Source organism: Streptomyces sp. WI03-4A (genome assembly GCF_033792105.1).
In the GTDB taxonomy this organism is placed as follows: Bacteria; Actinomycetota; Actinomycetes; order Streptomycetales; family Streptomycetaceae; genus Streptomyces; species Streptomyces collinus_A.
The window spans coordinates 39,473-64,983 of record NZ_JARAUO010000034.1; the positions used below are offsets into that span (position 1 = coordinate 39,473).

The 25,511-nt window shown below is 71.1% G+C and carries 22 protein-coding genes and 1 tRNA gene; 13 read left to right on the top strand and 10 right to left on the bottom strand.

Annotated elements, in window-relative coordinates:
• Positions 1-120: 120 nt before the first annotated feature.
• The gene (locus tag PV343_RS28475; RefSeq protein WP_319149911.1) at positions 121-1,503 is read right to left on the bottom strand and encodes a hypothetical protein; all 1,383 of its coding nucleotides are present in this window, start codon (positions 1,501-1,503) and stop codon (positions 121-123) included.
• Positions 1,504-1,666: 163 nt separating this feature from the next.
• Complete coding sequence (locus tag PV343_RS28480; protein ID WP_319149860.1) at positions 1,667-3,124, bottom strand: FG-GAP-like repeat-containing protein; 1,458 nt, start codon at positions 3,122-3,124, stop codon at positions 1,667-1,669.
• 333 nt (positions 3,125-3,457) lie between these two features.
• On the opposite strand from PV343_RS28480, the gene PV343_RS28485 reads away from it, so the two are divergent.
• The gene (locus PV343_RS28485; RefSeq protein ID WP_319149912.1) at positions 3,458-4,156 is read left to right on the top strand and encodes a DUF4232 domain-containing protein; all 699 of its coding nucleotides are present in this window, start codon (positions 3,458-3,460) and stop codon (positions 4,154-4,156) included.
• Positions 4,157-4,520: 364 nt separating this feature from the next.
• Here PV343_RS28485 and PV343_RS28490 read toward each other — a convergent pair.
• Positions 4,521-4,594, bottom strand: a tRNA-Gly gene (locus tag PV343_RS28490).
• A 304-nt stretch (positions 4,595-4,898) separates the two neighbouring features.
• Here PV343_RS28490 and PV343_RS28495 point away from each other — a divergent pair.
• The 3 genes from PV343_RS28495 to PV343_RS28505 all read left to right on the top strand — a co-directional run bounded on the left by PV343_RS28495 (position 4,899) and on the right by PV343_RS28505 (position 6,232).
• Entirely contained in the window at positions 4,899-5,057 is a 159-nt protein-coding gene (locus tag PV343_RS28495) for a hypothetical protein (protein WP_020941246.1), read from the top strand.
• A 91-nt stretch (positions 5,058-5,148) separates the two neighbouring features.
• The gene (dcd, locus tag PV343_RS28500; protein ID WP_020941247.1) at positions 5,149-5,724 is read left to right on the top strand and encodes a dCTP deaminase; all 576 of its coding nucleotides are present in this window, start codon (positions 5,149-5,151) and stop codon (positions 5,722-5,724) included.
• A 10-nt stretch (positions 5,725-5,734) separates the two neighbouring features.
• Complete coding sequence (locus PV343_RS28505) at positions 5,735-6,232, top strand: phosphoribosyltransferase (protein ID WP_319149861.1); 498 nt, start codon at positions 5,735-5,737, stop codon at positions 6,230-6,232.
• Between the two features lie 82 nt (positions 6,233-6,314).
• Here PV343_RS28505 and PV343_RS28510 read toward each other — a convergent pair whose 3' ends face one another.
• From PV343_RS28510 to PV343_RS28520, 3 genes are all read right to left on the bottom strand, one after another.
• Positions 6,315-7,361, bottom strand: a complete 1,047-nt coding sequence (locus PV343_RS28510) for a YIP1 family protein (protein ID WP_319149863.1) — start codon at positions 7,359-7,361, stop codon at positions 6,315-6,317.
• Positions 7,362-7,726: 365 nt separating this feature from the next.
• Complete coding sequence (locus tag PV343_RS28515) at positions 7,727-9,199, bottom strand: VCBS repeat-containing protein (RefSeq protein ID WP_319149864.1); 1,473 nt, start codon at positions 9,197-9,199, stop codon at positions 7,727-7,729.
• A 203-nt stretch (positions 9,200-9,402) separates the two neighbouring features.
• Positions 9,403-10,683, bottom strand: a complete 1,281-nt coding sequence (locus PV343_RS28520; RefSeq protein WP_319149865.1) for a VCBS repeat-containing protein — start codon at positions 10,681-10,683, stop codon at positions 9,403-9,405.
• A 111-nt stretch (positions 10,684-10,794) separates the two neighbouring features.
• Between PV343_RS28520 and PV343_RS28525 the strand changes: the two genes are divergently transcribed.
• Positions 10,795-11,121, top strand: coding sequence for an antibiotic biosynthesis monooxygenase family protein (locus tag PV343_RS28525; protein ID WP_020941250.1), 327 nt, complete (start codon positions 10,795-10,797; stop codon positions 11,119-11,121).
• Positions 11,122-11,196: 75 nt separating this feature from the next.
• On the opposite strand, the gene PV343_RS28530 is transcribed toward PV343_RS28525, so the two are convergent.
• Positions 11,197-13,491, bottom strand: a complete 2,295-nt coding sequence (locus tag PV343_RS28530) for a (Fe-S)-binding protein (protein ID WP_319149866.1) — start codon at positions 13,489-13,491, stop codon at positions 11,197-11,199.
• 194 nt (positions 13,492-13,685) lie between these two features.
• On the opposite strand from PV343_RS28530, the gene PV343_RS28535 reads away from it, so the two are divergent.
• The 7 genes from PV343_RS28535 (at position 13,686) to PV343_RS28565 (ending at position 21,823) form a co-directional block, all read left to right on the top strand.
• Positions 13,686-14,705 (top strand): MraY family glycosyltransferase, encoded by a 1,020-nt coding sequence (locus PV343_RS28535; RefSeq protein ID WP_319149867.1) that lies wholly within the window; start codon positions 13,686-13,688, stop codon positions 14,703-14,705.
• Between the two features lie 94 nt (positions 14,706-14,799).
• On the top strand, positions 14,800-16,638 hold the full coding sequence (gene dnaK / locus PV343_RS28540) for a molecular chaperone DnaK (RefSeq protein WP_319149868.1): 1,839 nt from the start codon (positions 14,800-14,802) through the stop codon (positions 16,636-16,638).
• Positions 16,635-17,297: a nucleotide exchange factor GrpE gene (gene grpE, locus PV343_RS28545; RefSeq protein ID WP_319149869.1), complete on the top strand. Its 663-nt coding sequence runs from the start codon at positions 16,635-16,637 to the stop codon at positions 17,295-17,297. Before dnaK ends, grpE begins: the two co-directional genes overlap by 4 nt.
• Positions 17,298-17,333: 36 nt before the next feature.
• Positions 17,334-18,509: a molecular chaperone DnaJ gene (dnaJ, locus tag PV343_RS28550; protein WP_319149870.1), complete on the top strand. Its 1,176-nt coding sequence runs from the start codon at positions 17,334-17,336 to the stop codon at positions 18,507-18,509.
• Positions 18,510-18,516: 7 nt separating this feature from the next.
• Positions 18,517-18,972, top strand: a complete 456-nt coding sequence (locus PV343_RS28555) for a heat shock protein transcriptional repressor HspR (RefSeq protein WP_020941256.1) — start codon at positions 18,517-18,519, stop codon at positions 18,970-18,972.
• Positions 18,973-19,353: 381 nt separating this feature from the next.
• Positions 19,354-20,460, top strand: coding sequence for a sugar ABC transporter substrate-binding protein (locus tag PV343_RS28560; RefSeq protein ID WP_319149871.1), 1,107 nt, complete (start codon positions 19,354-19,356; stop codon positions 20,458-20,460).
• A gap of 310 nt (positions 20,461-20,770) precedes the next feature.
• Complete coding sequence (locus tag PV343_RS28565) at positions 20,771-21,823, top strand: helix-turn-helix transcriptional regulator (protein ID WP_319149872.1); 1,053 nt, start codon at positions 20,771-20,773, stop codon at positions 21,821-21,823.
• 60 nt (positions 21,824-21,883) lie between these two features.
• Here PV343_RS28565 and PV343_RS28570 read toward each other — a convergent pair whose 3' ends face one another.
• Both PV343_RS28570 and PV343_RS28575 read right to left on the bottom strand, forming a co-directional pair.
• A complete protein-coding gene (locus tag PV343_RS28570; RefSeq protein WP_319149873.1) occupies positions 21,884-22,882 on the bottom strand; it encodes a helix-turn-helix transcriptional regulator in 999 nt (332 codons plus the stop codon).
• 236 nt (positions 22,883-23,118) lie between these two features.
• Positions 23,119-24,156 (bottom strand): helix-turn-helix transcriptional regulator, encoded by a 1,038-nt coding sequence (locus PV343_RS28575; protein ID WP_319149874.1) that lies wholly within the window; start codon positions 24,154-24,156, stop codon positions 23,119-23,121.
• 313 nt (positions 24,157-24,469) lie between these two features.
• Here PV343_RS28575 and PV343_RS28580 point away from each other — a divergent pair, with 313 nt between their 5' ends.
• Complete coding sequence (locus PV343_RS28580) at positions 24,470-24,805, top strand: hypothetical protein (RefSeq protein WP_319149875.1); 336 nt, start codon at positions 24,470-24,472, stop codon at positions 24,803-24,805.
• A 168-nt stretch (positions 24,806-24,973) separates the two neighbouring features.
• On the opposite strand, the gene PV343_RS28585 is transcribed toward PV343_RS28580, so the two are convergent.
• A complete protein-coding gene (locus tag PV343_RS28585) occupies positions 24,974-25,387 on the bottom strand; it encodes a pyridoxamine 5'-phosphate oxidase family protein (protein ID WP_319149876.1) in 414 nt (137 codons plus the stop codon).
• Positions 25,388-25,511: the final 124 nt, after the last annotated feature.

A 25,511-nucleotide genomic window follows, 5' to 3' on the forward strand; every position in this document is an offset into this window, starting at 1 on the left:
GGCGCATTTCAGCGACGGATGCGCGGCGAACGAGTGAAGGGATTAGCCGGACAAGCACCTTGTTCAGGTATCGGTCGGACGTATATGCAGCCGTATGAAGAATGAAAAGCGGCCCCGGCCTCAGTTCACGGTGAAGTAGTAGTCGTAGGAGGCCAGTTCGGCGCCCGAGCGGGTCGTCGCGCGGACCGTGAGGTAGGAGAAGCCGTCCGCGGGCGGCGTCCAGCTCACCCGGGCGGAGTGGTGGGCGCCCGCGGGGACCGTGACCTCGGGGTCCCCGTTGAAGGAGTACGTGTAGCTCGCCACGCCCTTCACCTTCGGCGCGAACGTGAAGGTGCCCGGGACGCCCGTGCCGCCGCCCGTGCCGTTCTCGGGGTAGACGTCCGAGGTCACGGTGGGCGTGGTGTCGTAGCTGATGCTCCACGAGGCCGCGTCGCTGACCCAGCCGTCCGCGCTCCTGCTGGTCACCCGGAGGGACTCGCCGTAGGTGCCGTCCAGGGTCAGCCGCACCTTCGCCGTGCCGTCGGCCGCGGCCGTGACGTCGACGGTCTTGTCCTCCTGGCCGCCGGCGGTCTGCACGGAGTAGGCGACGACCGGGCTCACCGACTGCAGGGCCGGGTCGGGCTCGAGCGTGAACTCGGTCGGCCGGCCGAACTCGGGCGACGGCACGGCCGGGGTCACGGTGGGCGCCGTGGAACTGACGCGGAAGGTGTAGTCGGTGGCCGGCGAGCCGTTGTAGGCCCGGTCGAGGCTGCGCACCGTCAGGGTCATCGGACCGGCGCCGCTCGGCGGGACCAGGTCCAGCGTGGCCGGACCGCCGAGGTGGTCGGCGCGGACGAAGTACCGTGCGTCGTCGTAGGGGTCGACGGGCTGCGGAACGCCGTGGTCGCCGATGTTCGTGCCGATGACCGGCAGGTCCCGGTGCCAGGTGAACTCGTACCCGGTGACGTCCTCGGCGCCGCCCGCGTCCAGCGTGAACCTGACCGGCGCGCCGCCCTGGTTCCACACGTCCGGCGGGTAGTTGGGCGAGGAGACGGTGGGCGCCTTCGCCGGGCCGGAGTTGTCGACGGTGACGTAGCAGGGGGCCGACCAGTCCGAGGCCGCGGTCCCGGCCACCGTCTGCGTCCGCCACGCGTACGTCTGCCCGTCGGTGAGCGCCTCGGCGGGCAGATTGACGGTGGCCTCGAACCCGGGGGCGGCGTGCTCGCGGGTGACCGTGGTGATCTGCGTGGGGTCGGTGACCGGCCAGAGCTGGAACCGCGCGGTGAGCGGCGTGGTGTCGGACGCGTCGGTGGTCCCGGGGATGCCCTCGGCGACCAGGCCCTGGCGGCCCCACAGGTACGTGGGCCGGTCCGCGTCGGCCGAGCAGTGCCGGTAGCCGTTGAACAGCTGGGTCGGTGTGGTGGGCGTCCCGCCGGCCGCGCTCGCGGGCGACGCCGCGGCGAGCGCCAGGCCGAGGGTGCCCAGGGAAGCGAGGACGGCACGCGAGCGCGCGCCGAAGGACATGGTCAAGTGGTCCCTCCCGGATGAATGCCCGCGCACCGCGGGGCAGTTGTGCCCCGGTGCGCGGGCGGCGAGAAGGATCGTAGAGGCGCATTTGATTGCGCGCATGACAATTACGGAAGCCCGCGACCGGCCCCGGAACCAGGACCCGGCCGCCGGCCGGCCGTCACCGGCCGCCGAGGTACCTGCCGTAGCCGAGCGCGCTCTTCGGGGACGGCAGCCCCAGCCCGGCCGGGGTGAAGGCGGTGGAACCGGCGGCACCCGCCCGGGGCAGCATCCACACCCCGCCCGAGCCGGCGTTCTCGCCCGGGGACCCGACCGCCAGATCGAGCCTGCCGTCGTGGTCGTAGTCGCCGGTGGCGAGCGCCGTGCCGAACGCGTCCCCGGTCTCCGCGATCCCCGGGACCCGCGGGGTGTTCTGCTGGAGGCCGGTGGAACGCGCCGCGCCCTTCGCGTCGAGGAGGCCCGTCGGGCCGCCGAACAGAACGGTCGCCGCGCCCGCGCCCGCACGCCTGCCGATCGCCTCGCCGGGCGCGCCGGCGACCAGGTCGTCGCGGCCGTCGTGGTCGACGTCGGCGACGGCGAGGGCGGCGCCGAACCGGTCACCGTCCTCCGCGACGCCCGCCACACCCGCGGTGTCCTGGTTCAGGGTCTGCTGCCGGTACCCGAACGAGCCGGACTGCGCGCTGCCGTAGTGGATGTGGATGCCACCGCCCTTGGCCAGCTCCTCGGGGCCGCACGGGTCGTCGATGTTCTCGTCGGCGATCTCCCGGCATTCACCGAGCGCCAGGTCGTCGTGCCCGTCGCCGTCGAAGTCGCCCGCGGCGAGCGCGGAGACCCCGGCGTTGTCGGTGTTCCAGACGTTGGCCATGGCCTGCTCCGCCGCGTCCCAGGACCACAGCCGCACGTGCGACTGGGTGAACGGGGTCTTCGACCAGTACCCGACCGCGAGGTCCGCCGTACCGTCCCCGGTGAAGTCGCCGGTGGCGAGGACGGGGGCCCGGCCGCCCATCGGCGCGGTGACGACCGTGGCGATCATGCTGTCCTCGCCCTGGGCGACCCGGGCGACGACCTTGTCCTTCCCGCCGATCACGATCTCCTTGCCGCCGTCACCGGTCAGGTCGGCCGCCGCGACCGACAGCCCGTACGCCGCCGACGGCGAGGGTCCGTCGAGGACCACGGAGCCCGGGCGGGTGCCGCGCCTGGCGCCGGCGACCGCCTCGACCATGCCCACGTCCTTGCCGCGCCCGGTGATGTCCTCGCCGGGCGCGCCGACCAGCAGTTCCGCGATGCCGTCGCCGCCCAGGTCCACCAGCGCCACGGAGGCGCCGAAGCGGTCGCCCGTCTCGGGGGTGCCGGGCACCTCGGGGGTGGACTGGCTGATCCGGATGCTGCCGTGGGCGCCGATCCCCTTCGGGCCGCCCCAGACGACGTTGACGTAGCCGGCCTTCGCCTTGCCGCCGACCGCGCCGTCGGGCACCCCCACGGCAAGGTCCGCGTACCCGTCGCCGTTGAAGTCACCGGCGGTCCGCGCGGTGGCGGCCGAGGCCGGGAGGGTCAGCCCGGCGGTGGCCGCGGCGACGACGGTGGCTGCGGTGGCGAACGTCCGTATCCGTATGCGCACGGGGGCTCCAAGGTGGTCGAGGTGTCCGAGGCGGCGAGTTCACCTGTGGGACACCTCCAGGGCCCCGAGGGTTGTGCGGCAGGGGTGACCCGTCGCCCCGCGCACCCCGTCGTACCGCCGACTCCGGGCACCCGGTGGACGGTCGGCATCACCCGCCCCTCCCCGGGCGTCCCACATCCGCGTCCCAGGGCCGTCGCCTTCCCCCTGCTCACAGCGCCATTGAGCGTCCCGGCGTCCCGAACTGCCCGGCAACCATGGCGGTTGGGACGAGAAGCCGCCCAGGCTTCGGTCGTGGCGATCGCCACCCCACCCGCACCGAAGGGGCACCCGCACATGTCCGGCCTCCGCACCTCCCGCACCCGTCTCGCCGGCGCCGCCGCGACCGTCGCCCTCGCCGCACTCGCCCTGACCGCGTGCGACGACGGCACGGGCGTCGAGAGCGAGGGCACCAGGAAGCCCACCGGGCCGACCGCGACGGCCTCTCCCTCGTCCGGCGGGTCGAGCCCCGCCTCCCCCGCCTCTGAGACCCCGTCCGCACCGTCGGCACCGTCCGCCTCGTCGGCCACGGGCGGGACCGCGTCCAAGCGGCCGGCACCGTCCGGCACCCCGGTCACCTGCGAGGGGTCCACCACCAGGACGGTCGCGGCCCCGCTGAGCCGCCCGGTCAACCACCTGCTGCTCACGGTGACGAACACCGGCGGCAAGAGCTGCCACCTCTACGGCTACCCGGCCGTGCGCTTCGGCGAGGCGCAGGCGGTGCCCCCGGCCATCGAGGACTCGCGGCCGCAGGCGGTCGTCACCCTCGGGCCCGGCGAGTCCGGCTACGCCTCCGTCAACCTGTCCGCCGCCGACGGCAGCAGCACCGACGAGCACACCGTGCACTCCCTGGCCGTCTACTTCCACGGACGCTCCGGCGGCGAGAGCGTCGGCACCGGCGCACACCCGCCCCTGCCGTCGCAGGGCGTGCGCGTCGACGACTCGCTCGCGGTCACCTACTGGCAGCAGTCGCTGGACGACGCCGTCCGCTGGTGACGGTCGCCGGGCGCCGGGTCAGAGGTGGGGCGAGGCCGGGTCGCCGCCGAGCCGCAGGTCGCCGACCCCGAGCAGTCGCTGGGAAATGAAGAAGTCGCCCGGGAGCATGTGCGCAGCGCCGAAGAACTGTTCGCTGCCATGAACATTCCCCGAGCCATTCTGGGCTCCCCCGACCATGTGCCTGTGTGCTGCGCGCTTGGGTCATTTTGCTGCGGCACACAGGCGCGGGGCTCGGGTCAGTAGCCCGCCCCCGTACTGATTTTGCCCACCGAGGGGATCCGGCCGAAAACGCGAATCAGGGCGTCGTCAGGAGAAAGTAAGTGGACAACAAAAAACCCCAGGCCACCGACCTGGGGTTTGCATCTGGAGCGGGTGACGAGAATCGAACTCGCGCTCTCAGCTTGGGAAGCTGATGTTCTACCATTAAACTACACCCGCGCAATTCGGAAAAAGCGGCCCCGAAGGGTCGATGCCCGAACGCTCGCTCACTGTACCTCATCGCGGACCCCCGGTGCTCGGACCGCGCGGCCCGGGCGCGTCGAGAGCATCCTCACAGGGTTCCGCAGGCGTGGGATCCCGGTGCGGGGGAACCGAGTTGGGGCGTACCGTGGAAGGGTGGGAGAGGGGCCGGGTGGGGCCGGAGCGCCGCCTGGAGAGTCGTCTCTTTGATCCCGTAATGTGGCTTTTGTCGTCAGGGCAGTCAGCCGGACGCGGCTCTTGGGGAAGGGACTTGAGGGACTTGATGGAACGCACCGTCGTTCGCTGTGTGGACGGCCACGTCTTCAGCACCACTTCGTTCCCGATGCAGAAGGCCGAGCGGCTCGGCCCCGGCCGGCTGCTGCGGTGCCCGCGGTGCGCCCGGCTCCGCAGCGTGGTGCCGGTCACTCTGCAGAAGCAGTAACGGCCCCAGCGGCGGGAACAGCAGGCAGGCCGCAGGCGCGCGGAGCCGTCACGATTGTCATGGCTCGGCGCGCCTTGCGTATCCTCGGGGCGTGCTTCTCTCAGACAAGGACATCCGGGCCGAGATCGACGCCGGGCGGGTGCGTATCGACCCCTACGACGAATCCATGGTGCAGCCGTCGAGCATCGACGTGCGTCTCGACCGTTTCTTCCGGGTGTTCGAGAACCACCGCTACCCCCACATCGACCCCTCGGTCGAGCAGGCCGATCTGACCCGCCTGGTCGAGCCCGAGGGCGACGAGCCGTTCATCCTCCACCCCGGGGAGTTCGTGCTCGCCTCCACGTACGAGGTCATCACGCTCCCCGACGACCTCGCCTCCCGGCTCGAGGGCAAGAGCTCGCTGGGACGGCTCGGGCTCGTCACCCACTCCACCGCCGGGTTCATCGACCCGGGGTTCAGCGGTCACGTGACCCTGGAGCTGTCCAACCTCGCCACCCTGCCGATCAAGCTGTGGCCCGGCATGAAGATCGGCCAGCTGTGCATGTTCCGGCTGACCTCGCCCGCCGAGCACCCCTACGGCAGTGAGCGCTACGGCTCCCGGTACCAGGGGCAGCGCGGACCGACCGCCTCGCGGTCCTTCCTGAACTTCCATCGGACCCAGGTGTGAGGGCGACGGCATGAGCGACATACGGGAGAACCTGACCTACGAGCGGTTCGGCGCCGCCGTCCGCGAACTGGCGCAGACCATCGCCGACGACGGCTACGAGCCCGACATCGTGCTGAGCATCGCCCGCGGCGGCGTCTTCGTCGCCGGCGGCCTCGCCTACGCCCTGGACTGCAAGAACATCCACCTCGTGAACGTGGAGTTCTACACCGGCGTGGGCACGACGCTGGAGATGCCGGTCATGCTCGCCCCGGTCCCGAACGTGATCGACTTCTCCGACAAGAAGGTGCTGATCACCGACGACGTCGCGGACACCGGCAAGACCCTCAAGCTCGTGCGCGACTTCTGCCTCGACACCGTCGCCGAGGTCCGCTCCGCAGTGATCTACGAGAAGTCCCACTCCCTCGTGAAGTGCGAGTACGTCTGGAAGCGCACCGACGAGTGGATCAACTTCCCGTGGAGTGTCCTGCCTCCTGTCGTGCAGCGTGACGGGCAGGTGCTCGACGCCTGAGGGGGCGTGGGACGTGGGAAGGGCCCCCGGTGTGGTGCCGGGGGCCCTTTCCTGTGTCTGCGTCTTTGCCGGGGGGCGGGGGCTAGAAGGTGCCCAGCTTCACGATCGACAGGAGGGCGATCAGCTGGATCGCCGCCGCGCCCAGGGCCTTGGGCCAGGGCAGGTCGTGGGAGCGGGAGACCATCAGGGTCAGCAGGGCGCCCGCGCCGATCCAGGTGGCCCAGCCGAGCACCTGGACGAAGCCCGCGTCGCCGCCGAAGAACATGGCGACGACCAGGCGGGGCGCGTCCGTCAGCGACGTGATCAGCATGGACAGGCCCACCGTGGGCTGCCAGGCGCCGTCGCCGCCGAGCTGGCGGGCCAGGGTGTGGGTGACCACGCCCAGGATGAAGGCGCTCAGGACCATCGCCACGGCCGTGACCAGGACGATCGGGATCGCGTTGGAGAGCGTCGCGTTGATCGCGTCCGAGCGGGCGCCGTCGAAGCCGAAGACGGCGAGCAGGCCGTAGAGGAAGGTGACGATCAGGGCCGGGGCCCACATCGTGTAGTCCCGCATGCGCAGGAAGGTCCGGTCGGGCGAGAGGATCACGCCCCGCAGCAGTTCCTTCCAGTGCAGGGGCGGCCCGATCGGCCCGGACGGGGCGGCGGTGCCGGCGTGGTAGGTCGCGCCCTGGGTGTAGCCGGACGCCTCGTCGACGGAGAAGGCCTGCGTGTGGCCCGGGTTGTTGGCCGCGTACGGGTCGTGCCCGTCGCCCTGGGCCTGGCCCGGGTAGCCGCCGTCGCCGAAGTACTCCGGGCCGTCGCCGGCCGGGCCCGGGTAGCCGTACGACGGGCCGCGCTGCGGGTACGACTGCTGCGGGTACGGCGGCTGCGGCGCCGACGGGTAGCCGTACGCCGGGCCGCCGGGCTGCCCCTGTCCGGGTCCGTGCGGCGGCCGGCCGGGCTGTCCGTGCCCGTGCCCGCCGCGTCCGTACGGTCCCTGCGGAGCCTGTTGTCCCTGGGGGGTGCGGTTGTCCCGGCCCCCGCGTCCGATCCTGAATCCAGCCACGTCATCGAACGTACCTGGTCCTGGAGAGTGGTGTGCCGGGCCCGGGGGTCCGGGCCCGGCTTTGCGGCCGACCTGTGACATCCCCTAAGGGACCGTCAGGGGTGCGTCCCGGGAGAGGTCCGGGGATCCCCGGAGTTTCCGGTGACCGGCCCGGCGGACGGACAGGCCACCGGGCCGGCCACCGGGCGCATCACTGGCCCGTCCGGGCGCCGAGCTGCGAGAGACCGGAGGTGGACACGCCGACGGCCGACGGGCCGAGGCTCAGCGCGCCGGTCGTGCGCACCCCGGAGCCCGAGCCGCGCAGGCCCCACCGGTGGTGAGGGTCGCCACCAGCAGGAGGGTGCGGGTGCGCAAGGGGGCTTCTAGGGGAGAGCCCGAGGAGAGGGTGGAGAAAGGCGGGGCGGGCCGGGCCCTGGGGGTGGGCCCGGCCCGCCGGGGAAGGGGTGTCAGTCGGCGAAGTTGGCGCCGAAGTACGGCGTGCCGGTCGTCGAGACGCCCGAGGCGCTGGGGGAGATCGTGCGCGAGCCGGTCGTGACGATCTTCGTGCCGCTGGAGGGCAGGTAGGTCACCGCGCCGTTGGCGGCGTTCTCCCGGGAGCCGACCAGCAGGTCGGCCCTGCCGTCGCCGGTGACGTCGTCGAGCTTGACGTCCTGGCCGAAGTAGTCGTCCTTCTCGTCGCTGCCGGGCACGCCGGCGGTGGACTGGGCGAAGAACTGGCCGCCGGAGGCGGTGTTCAGGCCGTTCGCGGAGCCGTAGAGGACGGTGACGGCGCCGGTGTTCGTCGCGGTGCCGATGTTCTCGCCGGCCGCGCCGATGGCGAGGTCGAGGAAGCCGTCGCCGTTGACGTCGCCGAGGTCGAGTTCGTAGCCGAAGAAGTCGTTGTTCTCGGAGGTGCCGGGTACGTTGCCGGTGTCCTGGGTGATGCCGGTGACGTTGGACGGTCCTCCGTCGGAGCCGTAGGTCACCCAGACCTTGCCGCCCTTGGCGGAGTCGGGTACGGGGGTGCCGTCCTCGGTGGTGGTGTTCCAGTAGGCGCCGCTGACGATGTCGCCGTAGTGGTCGTTGTTGATGTCGCCGATCGCGGTGATCACGCCGGGCTTGAGGGTCGCGGCCTCGGACATGTGCAGGCCGTTCGCCCCGCCGGGGATGTACCAGTTGCGGTTCCAGCCGTAGTCGGTGTCGGTCTCGAAGCCGTCGACGACGAGGTCGGTCTGGCCGCTGTTGTTGATGTCGCCGGCGGTCAGGTTGAGCGGACCGAGCGCGTCGGTGCCCATCATGGGGGGCTTGATCGTGTACTTGCCGCCGGGCACGCCGGAGGCGTTGATGCCGCCCTTGAGGACGTAGATGGTGGCGGCGGAGCTGCCGACGGCGAGGTCGGCCTTGCCGTCGCCGTCGAAGTCGCCGGCCGCGAGGTTCTTGCCCCAGAAGTCGTGGCCGGAGGGTGCGGGGTCGGCGACCGTGACGCCCTTGCCGGTGATGCCGGAGGCGGAGCCCCACAGGATGGCGAGGGTGCCGCCGTCGGCGTCGGAGCCGACGTCCTCGCCGCTGGCGGAGACCGCGATGTCGTCGAAGCCGTCGCCGTTGAAGTCGGCGTAGGCGGTCTCCCCGCCGAAGTGGTCGCCGGACTCGGCGGTGCCGGGGGTGCCGGAGGTGTTCTGGCTGATCGTGGAGCGCTTGGCGGACGAGACGCCGGAGGCGGAGCCGTAGAGGACGACGAGCTGGCCGGCCGCCTTCTTGCCGCTGACGTAGGCGCTGTCGGCGGAGAAGGCGACGTCGCCGATGCCGTCGCCGTTGAAGTCGGCCTGCGGGACGGTGGTGGAGTCCGCGGCGGTGGCGGCGACGGTGGAGAAGGTGAGCAGACCGCCCGTCAGCGCGACGGCGGTGGCCGTCGCGAGGGCGAGTCGCAGGGGCTTGTGCATGCGGGTTTTCTCCTGGGCATGCGGGGATGCCTGGCGGGCATCCACAGTCGATGGGGTGCGAACCCTCCCTGTTCGGCGTGGGTTGTCCCACGGTTCACCGGGCGTTCGGCGATCAGGAGACCACTGCTGGGGCGTAAGGGTTGTACGTGAGTTCGGTAAACGTTCGAGATCGTTCGAGAGCGCTTGCCCGGCCGGGGATGCCGCTAGCGCGCCAGGAACTCCGAGGTGGAGAAGGTGACCGCGGGCTCGGCCGTGACCGGGCCGCCGTCCTTCGTGCCGGGGTGGACGGCGACCGTGTCCCTGGTCTCGCCCCGGGTGGTCCGCACCACCAGGTCCGCGCGCCCGTCCCCGTCGAAGTCGCCGGTGGACACCACCCGGGTGGTGCCGGACATGGGCGGTACGAGGGTCTGCGCGTCCGTCGCCGACAGGCCGCGCGGGCCGGCCCGCAGGACGCGCAGCCGGGAGCCGCCGGCGACCAGTTCGTCGTGGCCGTCGCCGTCGAAGTCCGCGGCGTCGAGCAGCGGGCCGTGGGCGGCGAGGGCGGCCGGGGCGGCCGGGGCGGGCAGGTCGTAGCGCAGGGACGTTTCCGCCGCGGTGCCCACGGCCGCGTCCAGCGCCGAGCCGCGCCCGAAGCGGCCGAGGGCCACGTCGACGCCGGCGGGGAGCAGGGTGCCGGTGCGCGCGGGGCCGTTCGGGCCGCCGAGGACGACGGCCGCCTTGCCGGTGCCCTCACCGGCGCGGACCACGAGATCGTCGTACCCGTCCCTGTTGACGTCGGCCGACGGCCCGACGGGCACCTCGCCGGGCGAGGGCAGGGGCGCGCCGGCGGCGTGCGGGGCGCCGTCGCGGCCGAACGGGCCGCGCAGGTAGGAGAGCCGGCCCGCGGACGCGTGCAGCACCAGGTCCGTCTTGCCGTCGCCGTCGAAGTCGCCGCACACCGGCTGATCGGGCCAGTCGTCGCCGAAGCGCGCGCGGTCGGGGACGGCCAGCCTGACGGCGCGGCCGGTCAGTCCGGCGGGGGAGCCGAAGAGGAGCTGCAGCGGGACCGGGGGCCGGCCCTGGCCGTCGTAGGGCGGGTCCGTGGAGACGACGAGGTCGGTGAAGCCGTCGCCGTCGAGGTCGCAGCTCTCCTCCGCGTCGAAGACGGCCGGGAGCCGGCCCTTGGTGGGGGCGGCCCGCTCGGCGGGGCTGAGCAACTGCCGGGCGCCGGGGGTGAGTCCGCGGGGGCCGCCGTAGACGATGCCGATGCCGGCGTCGTCGGCGTGGCTCTGCTCCTTGACCAGGCCGGTCAGGACGAGGTCGCGGTGGCCGTCGCCGTTGAAGTCGTCCGGGACCTCGCTGCCCTCGCCGCGCGGGACGGGCAGCCGGGCGGGGGCGCCGGCGGCGTGGGTGGGGCCGGCGCTCGGGCCGGTCGGGCCGCAGGCGGCGAGGAACAGGGCGCCGCAGAGCGCCGCCGTACGGATACCGCCCCTGCGCACGCGCACCGTCCCCTCCGCCCGTACCGCTCGACCGCCGCTCGGCAACCCGCCCATGATGCACGTGTCCGGGACGGATGTTGAAGCCCGGACGGATGTGACGTAAGTCAGGATGGTGGCATGAGCGTAGTGAAGATCAACGTGCTGAGTGTCCCCGCCGAGCAGCGGGAGGTGCTGGAGCAGCGGTTCGCCTCGCGGGCGCACGCGGTGGAGAACTCCGACGGCTTCGAGTGGTTCGAGCTGCTGCGCCCCGTCGAGGGCACCGACCAGTACCTCGTGTACACGCGCTGGCGTGACGAGGAGTCGTTCCAGGCCTGGATGGAGGGGCCGATGAAGTCGGCGCACCAGGGCGGCGGCGAGGGCGGGGAGCGGCCGCGTCCGGCCGCGTCCGGTTCCACGCTGTGGTCCTTCGACGTGGTGCAGCAGGCCGCCCCGAAGGGCGCCTAGCGGAACCCGGGAGAGACGACGACGGCGCCCCCTGCCTGTGCGGGTCAGGGGGCGCCGTCGGCTTGCGGGGGGCCGTTACTTCACCGGCTCCGGCTCCGGCTCGTTCTCGGACTCGGCCGTGCCCGCGGGGGGCTCGTCGTCCGTCGCCGGGGTGCGGACGGAGTCCAGCAGGAGCTGGGCGACGTCCACGACCTGGATGGACTCCTTCGCCTTGCCGTCGTTCTTCTTGCCGTTGACCGAGTCGGTCAGCATGACGAGGCAGAACGGGCAGGCGGTGGAGACGATGTCCGGGTTGAGGGAGAGGGCCTCGTCGACGCGCTCGTTGTTGATGCGCTTGCCGATCCGCTCCTCCATCCACATCCGGGCGCCGCCGGCGCCGCAGCAGAAGCCGCGCTCCTTGTGGCGGTGCATCTCCTCGTTGCGCAGGCCCGGGACCTTGCCGATGATCTCGCGCGGGGGCGTGTAGATCTTGTTGTGGCGGCCCAGGTAGCACGGGTCGTGGTAGGTGATGATGCCCTCGACCGGGGTCACCGGGATCAGCTTGCCCTCGTCGACGAGGTGCTGGAGCAGCTGGGTGTGGTGGATGACCTCGTAGTCGCCGCCGAGCTGCGGGTACTCGTTGCCGAGGGTGTTGAGGCAGTGCGGGCAGGTGGCGACGATCTTCTTGGCCGCCTTCGGCTTCCGCGACTCCGGCGTGACCTTGCCGTCGTCGTCCAGCTCCTCGCCGAACGCCGTGTTCAGGGCCATGACGTTCTCCATGCCGAGCTCCTGGAACAGGGGCTCGTTGCCCAGGCGGCGGGCGGAGTCACCGGTGCACTTCTCGTCGCCGCCCATGATCGCGAACTTCACGCCCGCGATGTGCAGCAGCTCGGCGAAGGCCTTGGTGGTCTTCTTGGCGCGGTCCTCCAGGGCGCCGGCGCAGCCGACCCAGTAGAGGTACTCGACCTCGGTGAGGTCCTCGATGTCCTTGCCGACGACCGGGACCTCGAAGTCGACCTCCTTGAGCCACTCCAGGCGCTGCTTCTTCGCCAGGCCCCAGGGGTTGCCCTTCTTCTCCAGGTTCTTGAGCATCGTGCCCGCCTCGGACGGGAACGCGGACTCGATCATCACCTGGTAGCGGCGCATGTCGACGATGTGGTCGACGTGCTCGATGTCGACGGGGCACTGCTCGACGCAGGCGCCGCAGGTGGTGCAGGACCACAGGACGTCCGGGTCGATGACGCCGTTCTCCTCGGCGGTGCCGACCAGCGGGCGCTCGGCCTCGGCCAGGGCGGCGGCGGGGACGTCCTTGAGCTGCTCCTCGGAGGCCTTCTCCTCGCCCTCCATGGTCTTGCCGCCGCCGGCCAGCAGGTACGGCGCCTTGGCGTGCGCGTGGTCGCGCAGCGACATGATGAGCAGCTTCGGGGAGAGCGGCTTGCCGGTGTTCCAGGCGGGGCACTGCGACTGGCAGCGGCCGCACTCGGTGCAGGTGGAGAAGTCCAGCAGGCCCTTCCAGGAGAACTGCTCGACCTGGGAGACGCCGAAGACGTCGTCGTCGCCCGGGTCCTCGAAGTTGATCGGCTTGCCGCCGGAGGTCATCGGGAGCAGGGCGCCGAGGGAGGTCTCACCGGTGGCGTTGCGCTTGAAGAAGATGTTCGGGAAGGCCAGGAAGCGGTGCCAGGCGACGCCCATGTCGGTCTTCAGGGCGACCGTGATCATCCAGATGAAGGACGTCGCGATCTTCAGGCCGGCGAAGAAGTAGGTGAGGTTCTGGAGCGTGGAGACGTCCATGCCCTTCAGCCACGCCACCACCGGGTAGGAGATGAAGAAGGAGGCCTCGTAGGAGTCCACGTGGTGCTGGGCGCCCTCGAGCGCGTGCAGCATGAAGATGCAGACGCCGACGATGAGGATGACGGCCTCGACGAAGTAGGCCTGGCCGAAGTTGGAGCCGGCGAAGCGGGACTTGCGGCCCGGGTTGCGCGGGTGGCTCAGCTGGCGGATCGCGATCAGGACGAGGATGCCGACGATCGTCATGGTGCCGATGAACTCGACGTAGACGTTGTACGGCGCCCACTCGCCGATGATCGGCAGGATCCAGTCGGCCTTGAACAACTGTCCGATCGCGTTGACGATCGTCAGCAGCAGGGTGAAGAAGCCCACCGCCACGAACCAGTGCGCGACACCGACGATGCCCCAGCGGTTCATCCGGGTGTGGCCGAGGAACTCCTTGACCACGGTGAGGGTGCGCTGCACGGGCTCGTCGGTCCGGGTGCCCGCGGGCACGCTCTGACCGAGCCGCATGAAGTTGAAGATCTGCAGGAGGGCGCGGGCGAACAGGGCCACGCCGACCACGATCAGAACCAGCGACACGATGATCGCGGCGAGTTGCATTTCGGGGCTCCTCGGGCCTGCGAGGGAAATTACTAAGCGGTAACTTATGCAGTTCGTTCGAGACTACCCGCATCCTCACTCGCACTGTAGCCAGGCGCGAGGTGATCTGGGTCGCTGAGGTGAGCCTGAGCCGGACCGGCAATCAGATCGTGTTATTCATACCGAATTGCTACATTCGCGCCTAACTTAGAGCCGTGCTATACGGGATCACCGCGGCCTCCGCCGCCCTCCTCCTGACCGCCGTGCTGGCGGCGCTGCTCCGGGTGCCCGCGCTGCGCGCGGGCATCGTCGACCGGCGCCGGCAGCGACCCCTGCCGGTGCTCGGCGGAGCGGCCGTCGTGGCCGTCACCTGCCTGGTCGCCTGGGCGGGTGAGTGGACCCGCGTCGCCCCGCTGGGTGACGGGGTCGGTCGGCTGCTCGTGGCCGCGGCGGGGGTCGCCGCGCTGGGCCTGGTGGCCGATGTGTGGCGGCTGCGCGCCCGGGTACTGGTGGCCGGTACGACGGTGGCGGCGGCCTTCGTGGTGCCGTACGACGAGACCGGCTTCTGGGGTGGGATTCTCGCCGTGGGCTGGATCGTCTTCGCCTCCCTGGCCTTCCGGGGGCTCGACCACGCGGACGGTCTCGCGGGCACGGTCGGGGTGGTCACCGCCTTCGGCGCGGGGGCCTGCGCCGCCGCCGAGGTGATGGACGGGCTCGCCGTTCTGCTCAGCGTGTTCGCCGCGGCCCTCACCGGCTTCCTGATGCACAACTGGTTCCCGGCGCGGGTCGGCCTCGGTGCCTGCGGATCGCTGTTCACGGGGTTCCTGTTGTCCGCCGCGGCCGTCTTCACGCGCGCGGGGTACGGACTCGGGGCGAGCGCGGGCGTGCTGTTCTGCCTCGGCGCGGTGGCCGCCGCCGACTTCCTGCTGGTGGTCCTCGCGCGCGCCCTGGGCCGCAGGCCGCTGCTGAGGAGGGGGCCGGACCACGTCGGGCACCGGTTGCGGCGGTTCGGGCTCACCCCGCCCGGGGCCGTCGTACTGCTGGGCGCCGGGTCCTTCTCCGCGGTCCTCGTGGGGGTGCTCGTGCACACCGGGTGGACCGGCGACGGGGCTGTGCTCTGGGTGGCTGGTGGGGCGCTGTTCGTCGTGCTGGTACTCCTTCGGGTGCCCGCCCAGGCGCCGCGACGGGACACGTCCACGCAGGTCAGCGGCCACTTGCGTGTAAGGAACGGATAAGACTTGAGCCCGTCCGACTCATGTCTGTTGACCGGGCGGACCTCGTCGTGCACACTTGAGCCTGTTCCACTCAAGTCAGCTGGAGGAATCAACCATGGCACGTGCGGTCGGCATCGACCTGGGCACGACTAACTCCGTCGTCAGCGTTCTGGAGGGCGGCGAGCCCACCGTCATCACCAACGCCGAGGGTGCCAGGACCACGCCGTCCGTCGTCGCCTTCGCCAAGAACGGTGAGGTGCTCGTCGGCGAGGTCGCCAAGCGCCAGGCGGTCACGAACGTGGACCGGACCATCCGCTCGGTGAAGCGTCACATGGGCACCGACTGGAAGATCCAGCTGGACGGGAAGGACTTCAACCCCCAGCAGATCTCCGCGTTCATCCTGCAGAAGCTGAAGCGGGACGCCGAGTCCTACCTGGGCGAGAAGGTGACCGACGCGGTCATCACCGTCCCGGCGTACTTCAACGACTCCGAGCGCCAGGCGACCAAGGAGGCCGGCGAGATCGCCGGTCTGAACGTCCTGCGCATCGTCAACGAGCCGACCGCCGCCGCGCTGGCGTACGGCCTCGACAAGGACGACCAGACGATCCTCGTCTTCGACCTCGGTGGCGGCACCTTCGACGTGTCCCTCCTGGAGATCGGTGACGGCGTCGTCGAGGTGAAGGCCACCAACGGTGACAACCACCTCGGTGGTGACGACTGGGACCAGCGCGTCGTCGACTACCTGGTGCAGCAGTTCAAGTCCGGTCACGGCGTGGACCTGGCCAAGGACAAGATGGCCCTCCAGCGTCTGCGTGAGGCGGCGGAGAAGGCCAAGATCGAGCTGTCCTCGTCCACCGAGACCTCGATCAACCTGCCCTACATCACGGCGTCCGCCGAGGGCCCGCTGCACCTGGACGAGAAGCTCACCCGCGCCCAGTTCCAGCAGCTGACCGCGGACCTGCTGGAGCGCTGCAAGACGCCGTTCCACAACGTCATCAAGGACGCCGGCATCTCGATCAACGAGATCGACCACGTCGTCCTGGTCGGCGGCTCCACCCGCATGCCCGCCGTCGCCGAGCTCGTCAAGGAGCTGACCGGTGGCAACGAGGCCAACAAGGGCGTGAACCCGGACGAGGTCGTCGCCATCGGCGCCGCCCTCCAGGCCGGTGTCCTCAAGGGTGAGGTCAAGGACGTCCTGCTCCTCGACGTGACCCCGCTGTCCCTCGGCATCGAGACCAAGGGCGGCATCATGACCAAGCTCATCGAGCGCAACACCACGATCCCGACCAAGCGGTCGGAGATCTTCACGACGGCCGAGGACAACCAGCCGTCCGTGCAGATCCAGGTCTACCAGGGTGAGCGCGAGATCGCGGCGTACAACAAGAAGCTCGGCATGTTCGAGCTGACCGGTCTGCCGCCGGCGCCGCGTGGCGTCCCGCAGATCGAGGTCGCCTTCGACATCGACGCCAACGGCATCATGCACGTGACCGCGAAGGACCTGGGCACGGGCAAGGAGCAGAAGATGACCGTCACCGGCGGCTCCTCGCTGCCGAAGGACGAGGTCGACCGCATGCGCCAGGAGGCCGAGAAGTACGCGGAGGAGGACCACGCCCGCCGCGAGGCCGCCGAGACCCGCAACCAGGGCGAGCAGCTCGTCTACCAGACCGAGAAGTTCCTCAAGGACAACGAGGACAAGGTCCCGGGCGAGATCAAGACCGAGGTCGAGGCCGCGATCGCCGAGCTGAAGGAGACGCTCAAGGGCGAGGACACCGCCGCGATCCGCACCGCCACCGAGAAGGTCGCCGCCGTCTCGCAGAAGCTCGGCCAGGCCATGTACGCCGACGCCCAGGGCGCCCAGGAGGCGGCCGGCGGTGCCGGTGAGGCCCCGAAGGCCGACGACGACGTCGTGGACGCCGAGATCGTCGACGACGAGCGCAAGGACGGTGCCGCGTGACGGAGGAGACCCCGGGCTTCGAGGAGAAGCCCGACGTCCCCTCCGGCGCGACCCCCGACGACGCCGAGTCGAAGGCCGCTCCCGACGAGGGGGCGGCCCCGGCCGGGGACGTAAACGCAGACGCGGGCCTGGCGGCCCAGCTCGACCAGGTGCGCACGGCGCTCAACGAGCGCACGCTGGACCTCCAGCGGCTCCAGGCCGAGTACCAGAACTACCGCCGACGGGTCGAGCGCGACCGGGTCGCGGTCAAGGAGATCGCCATCGCGAACCTCCTGACCGAGCTCCTGCCCGTGCTCGACGACATCGGCCGGGCGCGGGAACACGGCGAACTGGTCGGCGGCTTCAAGTCGGTGGCCGAGTCGCTGGAGACCGTCGCGGCCAAGATGGGCCTGCAGCAGTTCGGCAAGGAGGGCGAGCCCTTCGACCCGACGATCCACGAGGCCCTGATGCACAGCTACGCGCCGGACGTCACCGAGACGACGTGCGTGGCCATCCTGCAGCCCGGGTACCGCATCGGCGAGCGCACCATCCGCCCCGCGCGGGTGGCCGTCGCCGAACCGCAGCCCGGCGCGCAGAGCGTCAAGGCCGAGGAAGCCGAGGAGAGTCCGGCGACCGGTGCCGTCGACGACAAGGAGAACGGTGGCCCGGAGGAGGGCTGACGTAATCACCGAGGACAGGAAGGAGGGACGTCGGGGATGAGCACCAAGGACTTCATCGAGAAGGACTACTACAAGGTCCTCGGCGTCCCCAAGGACGCCACCGAGGCCGAGATCAAGAAGGCGTACCGGAAGCTCGCCCGCGAGTTCCACCCGGACGCCAACAAGGGAAACGTCAAGGCGGAGGAGCGCTTCAAGGAGATCTCCGAGGCGAACGACGTCCTAGGCGACCCCAAGAAGCGCAAGGAGTACGACGAGGCGCGCGCCCTGTTCGGCAACGGAGGCTTCCGCCCCGGGCCGGGCGGCGCCGGCGGCAACTTCAACTTCGACCTCGGCGACCTCTTCGGGGGCAACGCCCAGAGCGGAGGCGGCTTCGGCGGTGGACTCGGTGACGTCTTCGGGGGCCTGTTCAACCGGGGCGGTGCCACCGGCACGGGCACCCGTACCCAGCCACGGCGTGGCCAGGACATCGAGTCCGAGGTCACGCTGAGCTTCACGGAGGCCATCGAGGGCGCCACGGTGCCCCTGCGGATGTCCTCCCAGGCGCCCTGCAAGGCCTGCTCCGGCACCGGCGACAAGAACGGCACCCCCCGGGTGTGCCCGACCTGTGTCGGCACCGGACAGGTCGCCCGGGGCTCGGGCGGCGGGTTCTCGCTCACCGACCCCTGCCCCGACTGCAAGGGCCGCGGTCTGATCGCCGAGCACCCCTGCCTGGAGTGCAAGGGCAGCGGCCGCGCCAAGTCCTCGCGCACCATGCAGGTCCGCATCCCCGCCGGGGTCACCGACGGGCAGCGGATCCGGCTGCGCGGCAAGGGCGCGCCCGGTGAGCGCGGCGGCCCGGCGGGCGACCTGTACGTCGCCGTGCACGTCGGCACGCACCCGGTGTTCGGGCGCAAGGACGACAACCTCACGGTGACCGTCCCGGTGACGTTCACCGAGGCCGCGCTCGGCGGCGAGGTCCGGGTCCCGACCCTGGGCGGCCCCGCGGTCACCCTGAAGCTGCCGCCCGGCACCCCCAACGGCCGCACCATGCGGGCGCGGGGCAAGGGCGCGGTCCGCAAGGACGGCACGCGCGGCGATCTGCTGATCACCGTCGAGGTGAGTGTCCCCAAGGACCTGTCGGGGAAGGCTCGTGACGCACTGGAGGCGTATCGCGAGGCGACCGCGGGCGAGGACCCGCGGGCGGAGCTGTTCGAGGCCGCGAAGGGAGATTGAGCGCCCCATGGACACATCCGGCCGTCGGCGTAACCCGTACGAACTGACCGAGGAGACCCCGGTCTACGTCATCTCGGTGGCGGCCCAGCTCTCCGGACTCCACCCGCAGACGCTGCGCCAGTACGACCGGCTGGGTCTGGTCTCGCCCGACCGCACGGCCGGGCGGGGCCGCCGCTACTCGGCCCGCGACATCGAACTGCTCCGCCAGGTGCAGGCGTTGTCGCAGGACGAGGGCATCAACCTGGCCGGCATCAAGCGCATCATCGAACTGGAGAACCAGGTCGCGGCCCTCCAGTCCCGGGTCGCCGAACTCCAGTCGGCGCTCGACGGCGCGGCGGCCGCGATGCGGCAGCGGGAGGCGGCCGTCCACGCCTCCTACCGCCGCGACCTGGTCCCGTACCAGGAGGTCCAGCAGACCAGCGCGCTGGTGGTGTGGCGGCCCAAGCGGCAGCAGAACGACTGACGCGCCGACCCGTCGGCGCGGACGAGAGGGGCCCGGATTCTCCGGGCCCCTCTCGCGTGTCCGGCGCCCGGCTGGCTGGGTTCGTTCGGTCGTCTGGTCGAGTCGGGGAGGCGGTCCGCGACCGCGGGTCGGCACGACTCGTCTGGATTGCATTCGGTTGCACTGATCTTTGCCTCCCTGTGAACTCCCGTTGGGTGGAGGGTCCGTAAAGACTGTTTGGAGACGATTCCGCTCCACCTTCACAGATGCAGCGGAGCGTGCTGTTGCGCACTCGTTAAGTAGTTCCGCTTGACGCCGGGTGTCGGGTCCAAGTTGTCTTTTCAGACACCTGGGTCGTAAAGCTGCACCCACGTCCGGAACGCACCTGAAGTGAGCCCCTGAATGCGTCGTATAGCCATGTCCGTGGCCGCGTCCACGATGACCCTTTCGCTCGCCGGCTGCGGCGTGCTGGACGCTACGGGCGACGGCGCGAGCGCGACGCCGACGAAGGGGGACGACGTCACGATCGGACTCCTGCTGCCGGAGAAGGCGAACACCCGCTACGACAAGTTCGACTACCCCATCATCAAGAACCAGGTCGCGGAGCTGACCCACAACAAGGGCCACGTCTCGTACGCCAACGCCGACGCGGACTCCGCCCGGCAGGCCGGCCAGATGCAGCAGATGATCGACGACAAGGTCGACATCATCCTGCTCGACGCGGTCGACTCGCACGCCATCGCCGGCGAGGTGAAGAAGGCCAAGGACGCGGGCATCCCGGTCATCGCCTACGACCGGCTGGCCGAGGGCCCGATCGACGCCTACATCTCCTTCGACAACGAGCTGGTCGGCGAGGTGCAGGCCCGTACCCTGCTGGACGCGCTGGGCTCGGGCGTCGACACCTCCGACAAGGTCGTCATGGTGAACGGCTCGCCCACCGACCCGAACGCCAAGCAGTTCAAGGAGGGCGCGCTCTCCGAGCTGAAGGACAAGGTCACGATCGCGGACAGCTGGGACACCAAGGACTGGAAGCCGGAGATCGCCCAGGCCAGGATGGCCCAGGCGATCGCGAAGATCGGCAAGAGCAACATCGCCGGCGTGTACGCCGCCAACGACGGCATGGCGGCTGGTGTCATCAAGGCCCTCAAGGCGGCCGGTGCCACCACCCTGCCCCCGATCACCGGCCAGGACGCCGAACTGGACGCCGTCCAGCGGATCCTCACCGGCGAGCAGTACATGAGCGTGTACAAGTCCTACCCGGACGAGGCCCAGGCCGCCGCGCAGATGGCCGTCACCAAGGTGCAGGGCAAGGACATCCAGTTCGACGCCCTCACCCAGGACCACGTCGACAGCCCGACCGACAAGAGCATTCCGTCCAAGCTGGTCCAGGTGAGCGCCCTGACCAAGAACCGGGTCAAGGACACGGTCATCGCCGACGGCATCTACACGGTCGCCGACATCTGCACCCCCAAGTACAAGGCGGCCTGCGCCGCCGTCGGCCTGAAGTAGCCGTCACGGCCTCCCCGCATCGCGCCACCCCCGTGGGCGCGATGCGGCGGCCCCGGCCGTGCGGGGGGTGCCTGACCGGGACCGCTCTCCGGGGGCCGTGGCACCCGGGGGAAGCGGGACCAACGATGCCTGTGTGACGTTCCGGCCACCACCATCAGCTTGTTGCAATGCGACGGGCGGAGGCCGGACGATACCGGGGCACACCCCCCGATTCCGGTGCCCTCGGCGGACGGAGCCTTGTTGCGGACCCGGTCCCGGCCGCGCATAGTTGCGCTGCGGAAGTGGCAGCAAACCGGGGGTGGAATGGCCGATGGCCGGGCGCGGGGCGGAGCAGCATCCACACGGTGCCGACCGGCTGTGCGACGCCGGGGACCGCGTGTACTCCCGGGCCGTACGCCGGGGACGGGTGCCGCGCACGGACGCGGATCCGGTGCCCTGCCTGCTGGAGCTGGCGCTGCTGCACCCGGACCCGGACGACATGGACTGGCTGGTGCCGACCTCCCCGCAGGAGGTCATGACCCGGCTGCTGCGCGGGGTCTACGACGAGGTCAGGGAGAGCCAGCGGCGGGTGGGCTCGGCGGTCAGCGCCTTCGAGTGGTACGCCGGTCTGGGCCGCCAGCTCCAGGCGCTCTCGGCGCCGGGTGAGGGTACCGCCCTCCGCGTGCTGGACGGGCTCTCCCGCATCCAGGCCGCGATGGACGAGGCCACCGAGGCGTGCACGAGCGAGGTGCTCACGGTGCAGCCCGGCGGCATCCGGCGCGAGGCCGAGCTGACCGAGGGGCTGCACCGGGCGCTGACGCTGCGCGGCCGGGGCGTACGCATGCGCGACCTGTACACCCACGTGGCCCGGCACGGGCAGGGGCTGCTCAACTACCTGGAACTGATGGGCGACACGGTCGAGGCCCGCACCCTGGACGAGGTCATCGACCGGCTGATCCTCTTCGACCGCACGGTCGCCTTCATCCCCGCCAACACCGAGCGCACGATGGCCCTGGAGCTGCGCCACCCGGCGCTGGTGGAGTACCTGGTGACCGTCTTCGAGCGGCTGTGGCGGCTCGCGCTGCCGCTGACCGCGCCCCTGCCCGACACCGGCATCGAGGGCATCTCGCACCGCGAGCGGTCCATCGCCGCGCTGCTCGCGGAGGGGCACCAGGACGCGGTGATCGCCGAGCGGCTCGGCATCAGCGTCCGCACCTGCCGGGCCCACATCGCCCGGCTCTCGGACACCCTCGGCGCGGCCAGCCGTACCCAACTCGGCGTCCGCATCGCCCAGGTGGGCCTGGACGGCCCCCCGCACCCCGGCTCCCCGGCGGCCCCGCCCGCACTCAGGATCCCCGACCAGGAGACCCCTGGCGTGCGCTGAGACGGCCGCACAGCCGCACAGCCGGGCCCGGCCGGGCCCTCACCGCCGGCCCAGTCGCCCTCAGTGCGCCGTCCGCGCCTGCTTCAGGATGCCCGACTCGCCGATCAGGTAGCCGAGTTGGGCGCGGCTCTCGCTGCCCAGGGTGGCGGCGAGCTTGGCGATGTGCAGGCGGGCGGTGCGTACGTTCATGCCGAGGCGGTCGGCGATGGCGGTGTCGGTGTGGCCCTCCACGAGGAGGGCGGCGATGGCCCGCTGGCGGGGCGTGACGCCGTCCAGGGACGGCTGCCGGCCGCCGCGCGGGTGCAGCGGGGTCGCCAGGTGCCAGAGGCGGTCGAAGACGGTCACGAGGTAGTCGACGAGGGCGGGCAGCCGGATCTCCAGGGCGAGGGTGCGGTCCTTGTTCGCGGGGAGGAAGGCGACCGTGCGGTCGAAGACGAGGAGCCGCTCGGTGACCTCGTTCAGGGTGCGGGCCTCGACGTCGCCCCGCAGCCGCTCGTAACGGGCCTGCACGGTGGGCGCGTGCCGCAGGGTGTGCTGGTAGAGGGTGCGGATCCGGGCGCCGCGGTCGAGCAGGGCCTGGTCGCGGTCGAGGGCGAGCGCGAACAGGCTGGGGGGTGTGCGGGTGTGGGTGGGGTGCGAATGGATCGCCAGGAGTTCCTCGGCGGAGTCCGCCATGACCTGGGAGATGGCCTGGTTGATCCGCTCCAGGCCGCTGTGCATCCGGATCGTCGCGGGGCCGCCGGTGGGCCCCGCGGGCGGCTCCTGGGTCCGCAGCAGCGGCGCGAACGTCTCGGTCAGGCGGGCCTCGCGGCGCCGCTCGTCGGCGACGCGTTCCGCCGAGCCGCGCAGCAGCTCGTGCAGGGCGACGGCGGCGGCCACCGGTTCCAGCCTGCCGGGGTCGTCGACGTTCGGCTGCAGCAGACCGAACCGCAGCAGGCAGGGGGCCGCCCCGGCCTGCGCGTCGGTGACGTGGCCTGCGCGCAGGGCCTGTGCGTACAGCTCCGATCCTGCCGGACACAGCTCTTCCATGCCGTGGTCCGGATGCGGCGCCGGGGTCACTGCCGGGCTCCCTCCTGCTCGGTGGTGCGGGGACGGGGCGGGGGTGGGGCGTGCCGTGCGGGTGTGCCGTGTGGTGTGCGGTGGGGGTGTGCCGCGGGACCGCCGCACGGGGGGCCGCACGGAGGTCCGGGGGCCGCCGGGGGCCGCCGGGGCCGCCGTCCGGCACGGCCGGCGCCGGACGGCGGGGCGGGGTGCCCGACGGCGTGACCGGGTGCCGAGCGGCGCCGGGCCCGTGCTCAGGTGCGGTCGGTGTGCCCCGGCGCGGACATGTCCTGTTCGAGGAGTCCGGACTGGGCGATGAGGTAGCCGAGCTGGGCCCGGCTGCCGCTGCCGAGCGCCTGGGCGAGCTTGGCGATGTGGGCGCGGCAGGTGCGCACGTTCATGCCGAGGCGGCGGGCTATCGCCTCGTCGACGTGGCCCTCGACCAGGAGTTTGGCGATGGAGTGCTGGACGCCGGTGATGCCGTCGCGGGCGGGCTCGTAGGGCACCTCCTCGCGCAGCGGGGTGGCGCGGCGCCAGAGGTGCTCGAAGACCTTGATCAGGTATTTGACGAGGCCGGGGTGGCGCAGTTCGAGGGCGACCTGCTGGTCGTCGTGGGCCGGCACGAAGGCGACGGTCGCGTCGCAGATGATGAGCCGCCCGATCAGCTCCTCCAGCGTGCGTATCTCGACCTTGCCGCGGGACATGACGTCCACGTACGCCATGGTGCCCAGGCTGTGCCGGACGGTGTGCTGGTACAGGGTGCGCATGCTCACCCCGCGCTCCATGAGCGGCCGGTCCCGTTCGAGGGCCTGCTTGAGGATCTGCTCGCTGCGCCCGCCGCCCGGCTGCACGGTCAGCACCTCGTGCCGGCACTCGGCCGTGGCGAGGTTGAGCGCCGCGTTGATCCGGTCGGAGCCTTCGAGCACCGTGATGGCATGCGTGGGGGCGGGTGCCAGGGCGCTGAGCGCCATGAATGGCTCGAAGGATTCGGTCAGTTCGATGGAGAACCGGCGACGGTCCAGGATCTCCCGTTCGAGCGGGTGCAGCCGCTGGGCGAGCGCGACGGCCGGCGGAACCGGCCGCAGCCACTTCTCGTCGTCAGGATCCGGGTGCAGCAGAGCGAACTCGAGGAGGCAGGGGGCGTCCTCGATCTCGGCGCGGGCGATCCGGCCGGTGCTCAATGCGCTGGCGTAGAGCTGTGTCCCCTCCTCACAGAGATCGGTTATCGCGTGCTGATGTGTCCCTTTTGGGTCATTTTTCGGCAAATCTCCACCCCCCAGGGTCCTGAACATGCAGGAACATGATGCATCGCCCCTGTGGCATTGACGTGCCTGAATGAGCCATCGTCTTCGTGGCACGGGGGAAGGAAACTCGTTGAGTGAGGACGAAGCCGACTATGTACAAGAGAATGCTTCGATCGGCGCTTGCCGTTGCCTTCTCTGCGGCCGTGGTCTTCGGTGCTGGGGCGGGGACGGCGCAGGCGGTCGGCGTGACCAAGCTGGACACCGGCTGGGGCGCCAGTGAGCCGACGGGAGTCGTCGTCGCCACGCCGACGGACACCGGTTGGGGGCAGAGCACACACCTCCAGGCGTCGGGGCGGCCGGCATGACCACCCCTCCCGACGACCGGTCCTTCCGTCGTGAGATGGCCACCGCGTACCGCTCGGGCTGGCACTTCATCGACCTGGTCACCGCGATCCCCCACAGCGGTGACTCGCTGATGGTGACCGTGTTCGGCGAGCCGGTCGTCGTCACCCGCGACGACGAAGAGGACGTGCGGGCGTACCGGTGTCTGCGCAAGCCACGTGGGGCGCCGCAGCCGGTACGGTGCGCCGTCCGGTACGGCATGATCTTCGTGAATCTGGACCAACGAGACCACCGGCTGGCAGAACCGGAAGTCTCGGACGTAAGGACCATTTCGGCCACCCCCCGCAGTGCCTGACGCGATTCCCCCGTCGTAAAAGATCGCTCAGGTGCTTCCCCCCGCAGCGGCGTCACCGTGACCTGAACACGGTGACGCCGCTGCAGTTTGTGGCGACATTTCGGTGTGTGGGAGCGCTGTCACGGTGGCCGAAACCAACCGGTTGACCGCCCCGGTCCGGTCCCGGTCTCAACCGTGTCCGAGCGCCCGCTCCAGCTCGATCTCGATCACCACCCGGAGCGGGTTCTCCCGGGGCTGCCGCCGGTACCGCTCGGCGTAGCGCCGCTCGGCCTCCGCCACCCGCTCCGGGTCGTCGCTCACCCGGGCCCGGCCCTCCAGCGTGGCCCAGCGCCGGCCGTCCACCTGGCACACCGCGACCCGCCCGCCCTCGGCGCCGGCCGCGAGGACGTGGGCCACCTTCGCGCTCGTCCGGCCGGTGATCACCCGGGCCAGCCCCGCCTCCGGGTCGTACGTCACCCCCACCGGCACCACGTGCGGGCTGCCGTCGCGGCGCAGGGTCGTCAGGGTGCACAGGTGCCGCTCCCGCCAGAAGGCGAGATAGAGCTCGTCCGGGGAAGTCGGGTCCTGGGAGTGCGTGGCCATGGTTCCGAAACCTAGTCGCAGGAAGCTGCAATCCCCACCTTGAGTGGAATAGACTCAACTTTGCGTATGCTGGTCAGGTCAGCAGCAGTGGGAGACAAGTGGGAGACACGGCCACCGGGCCGAC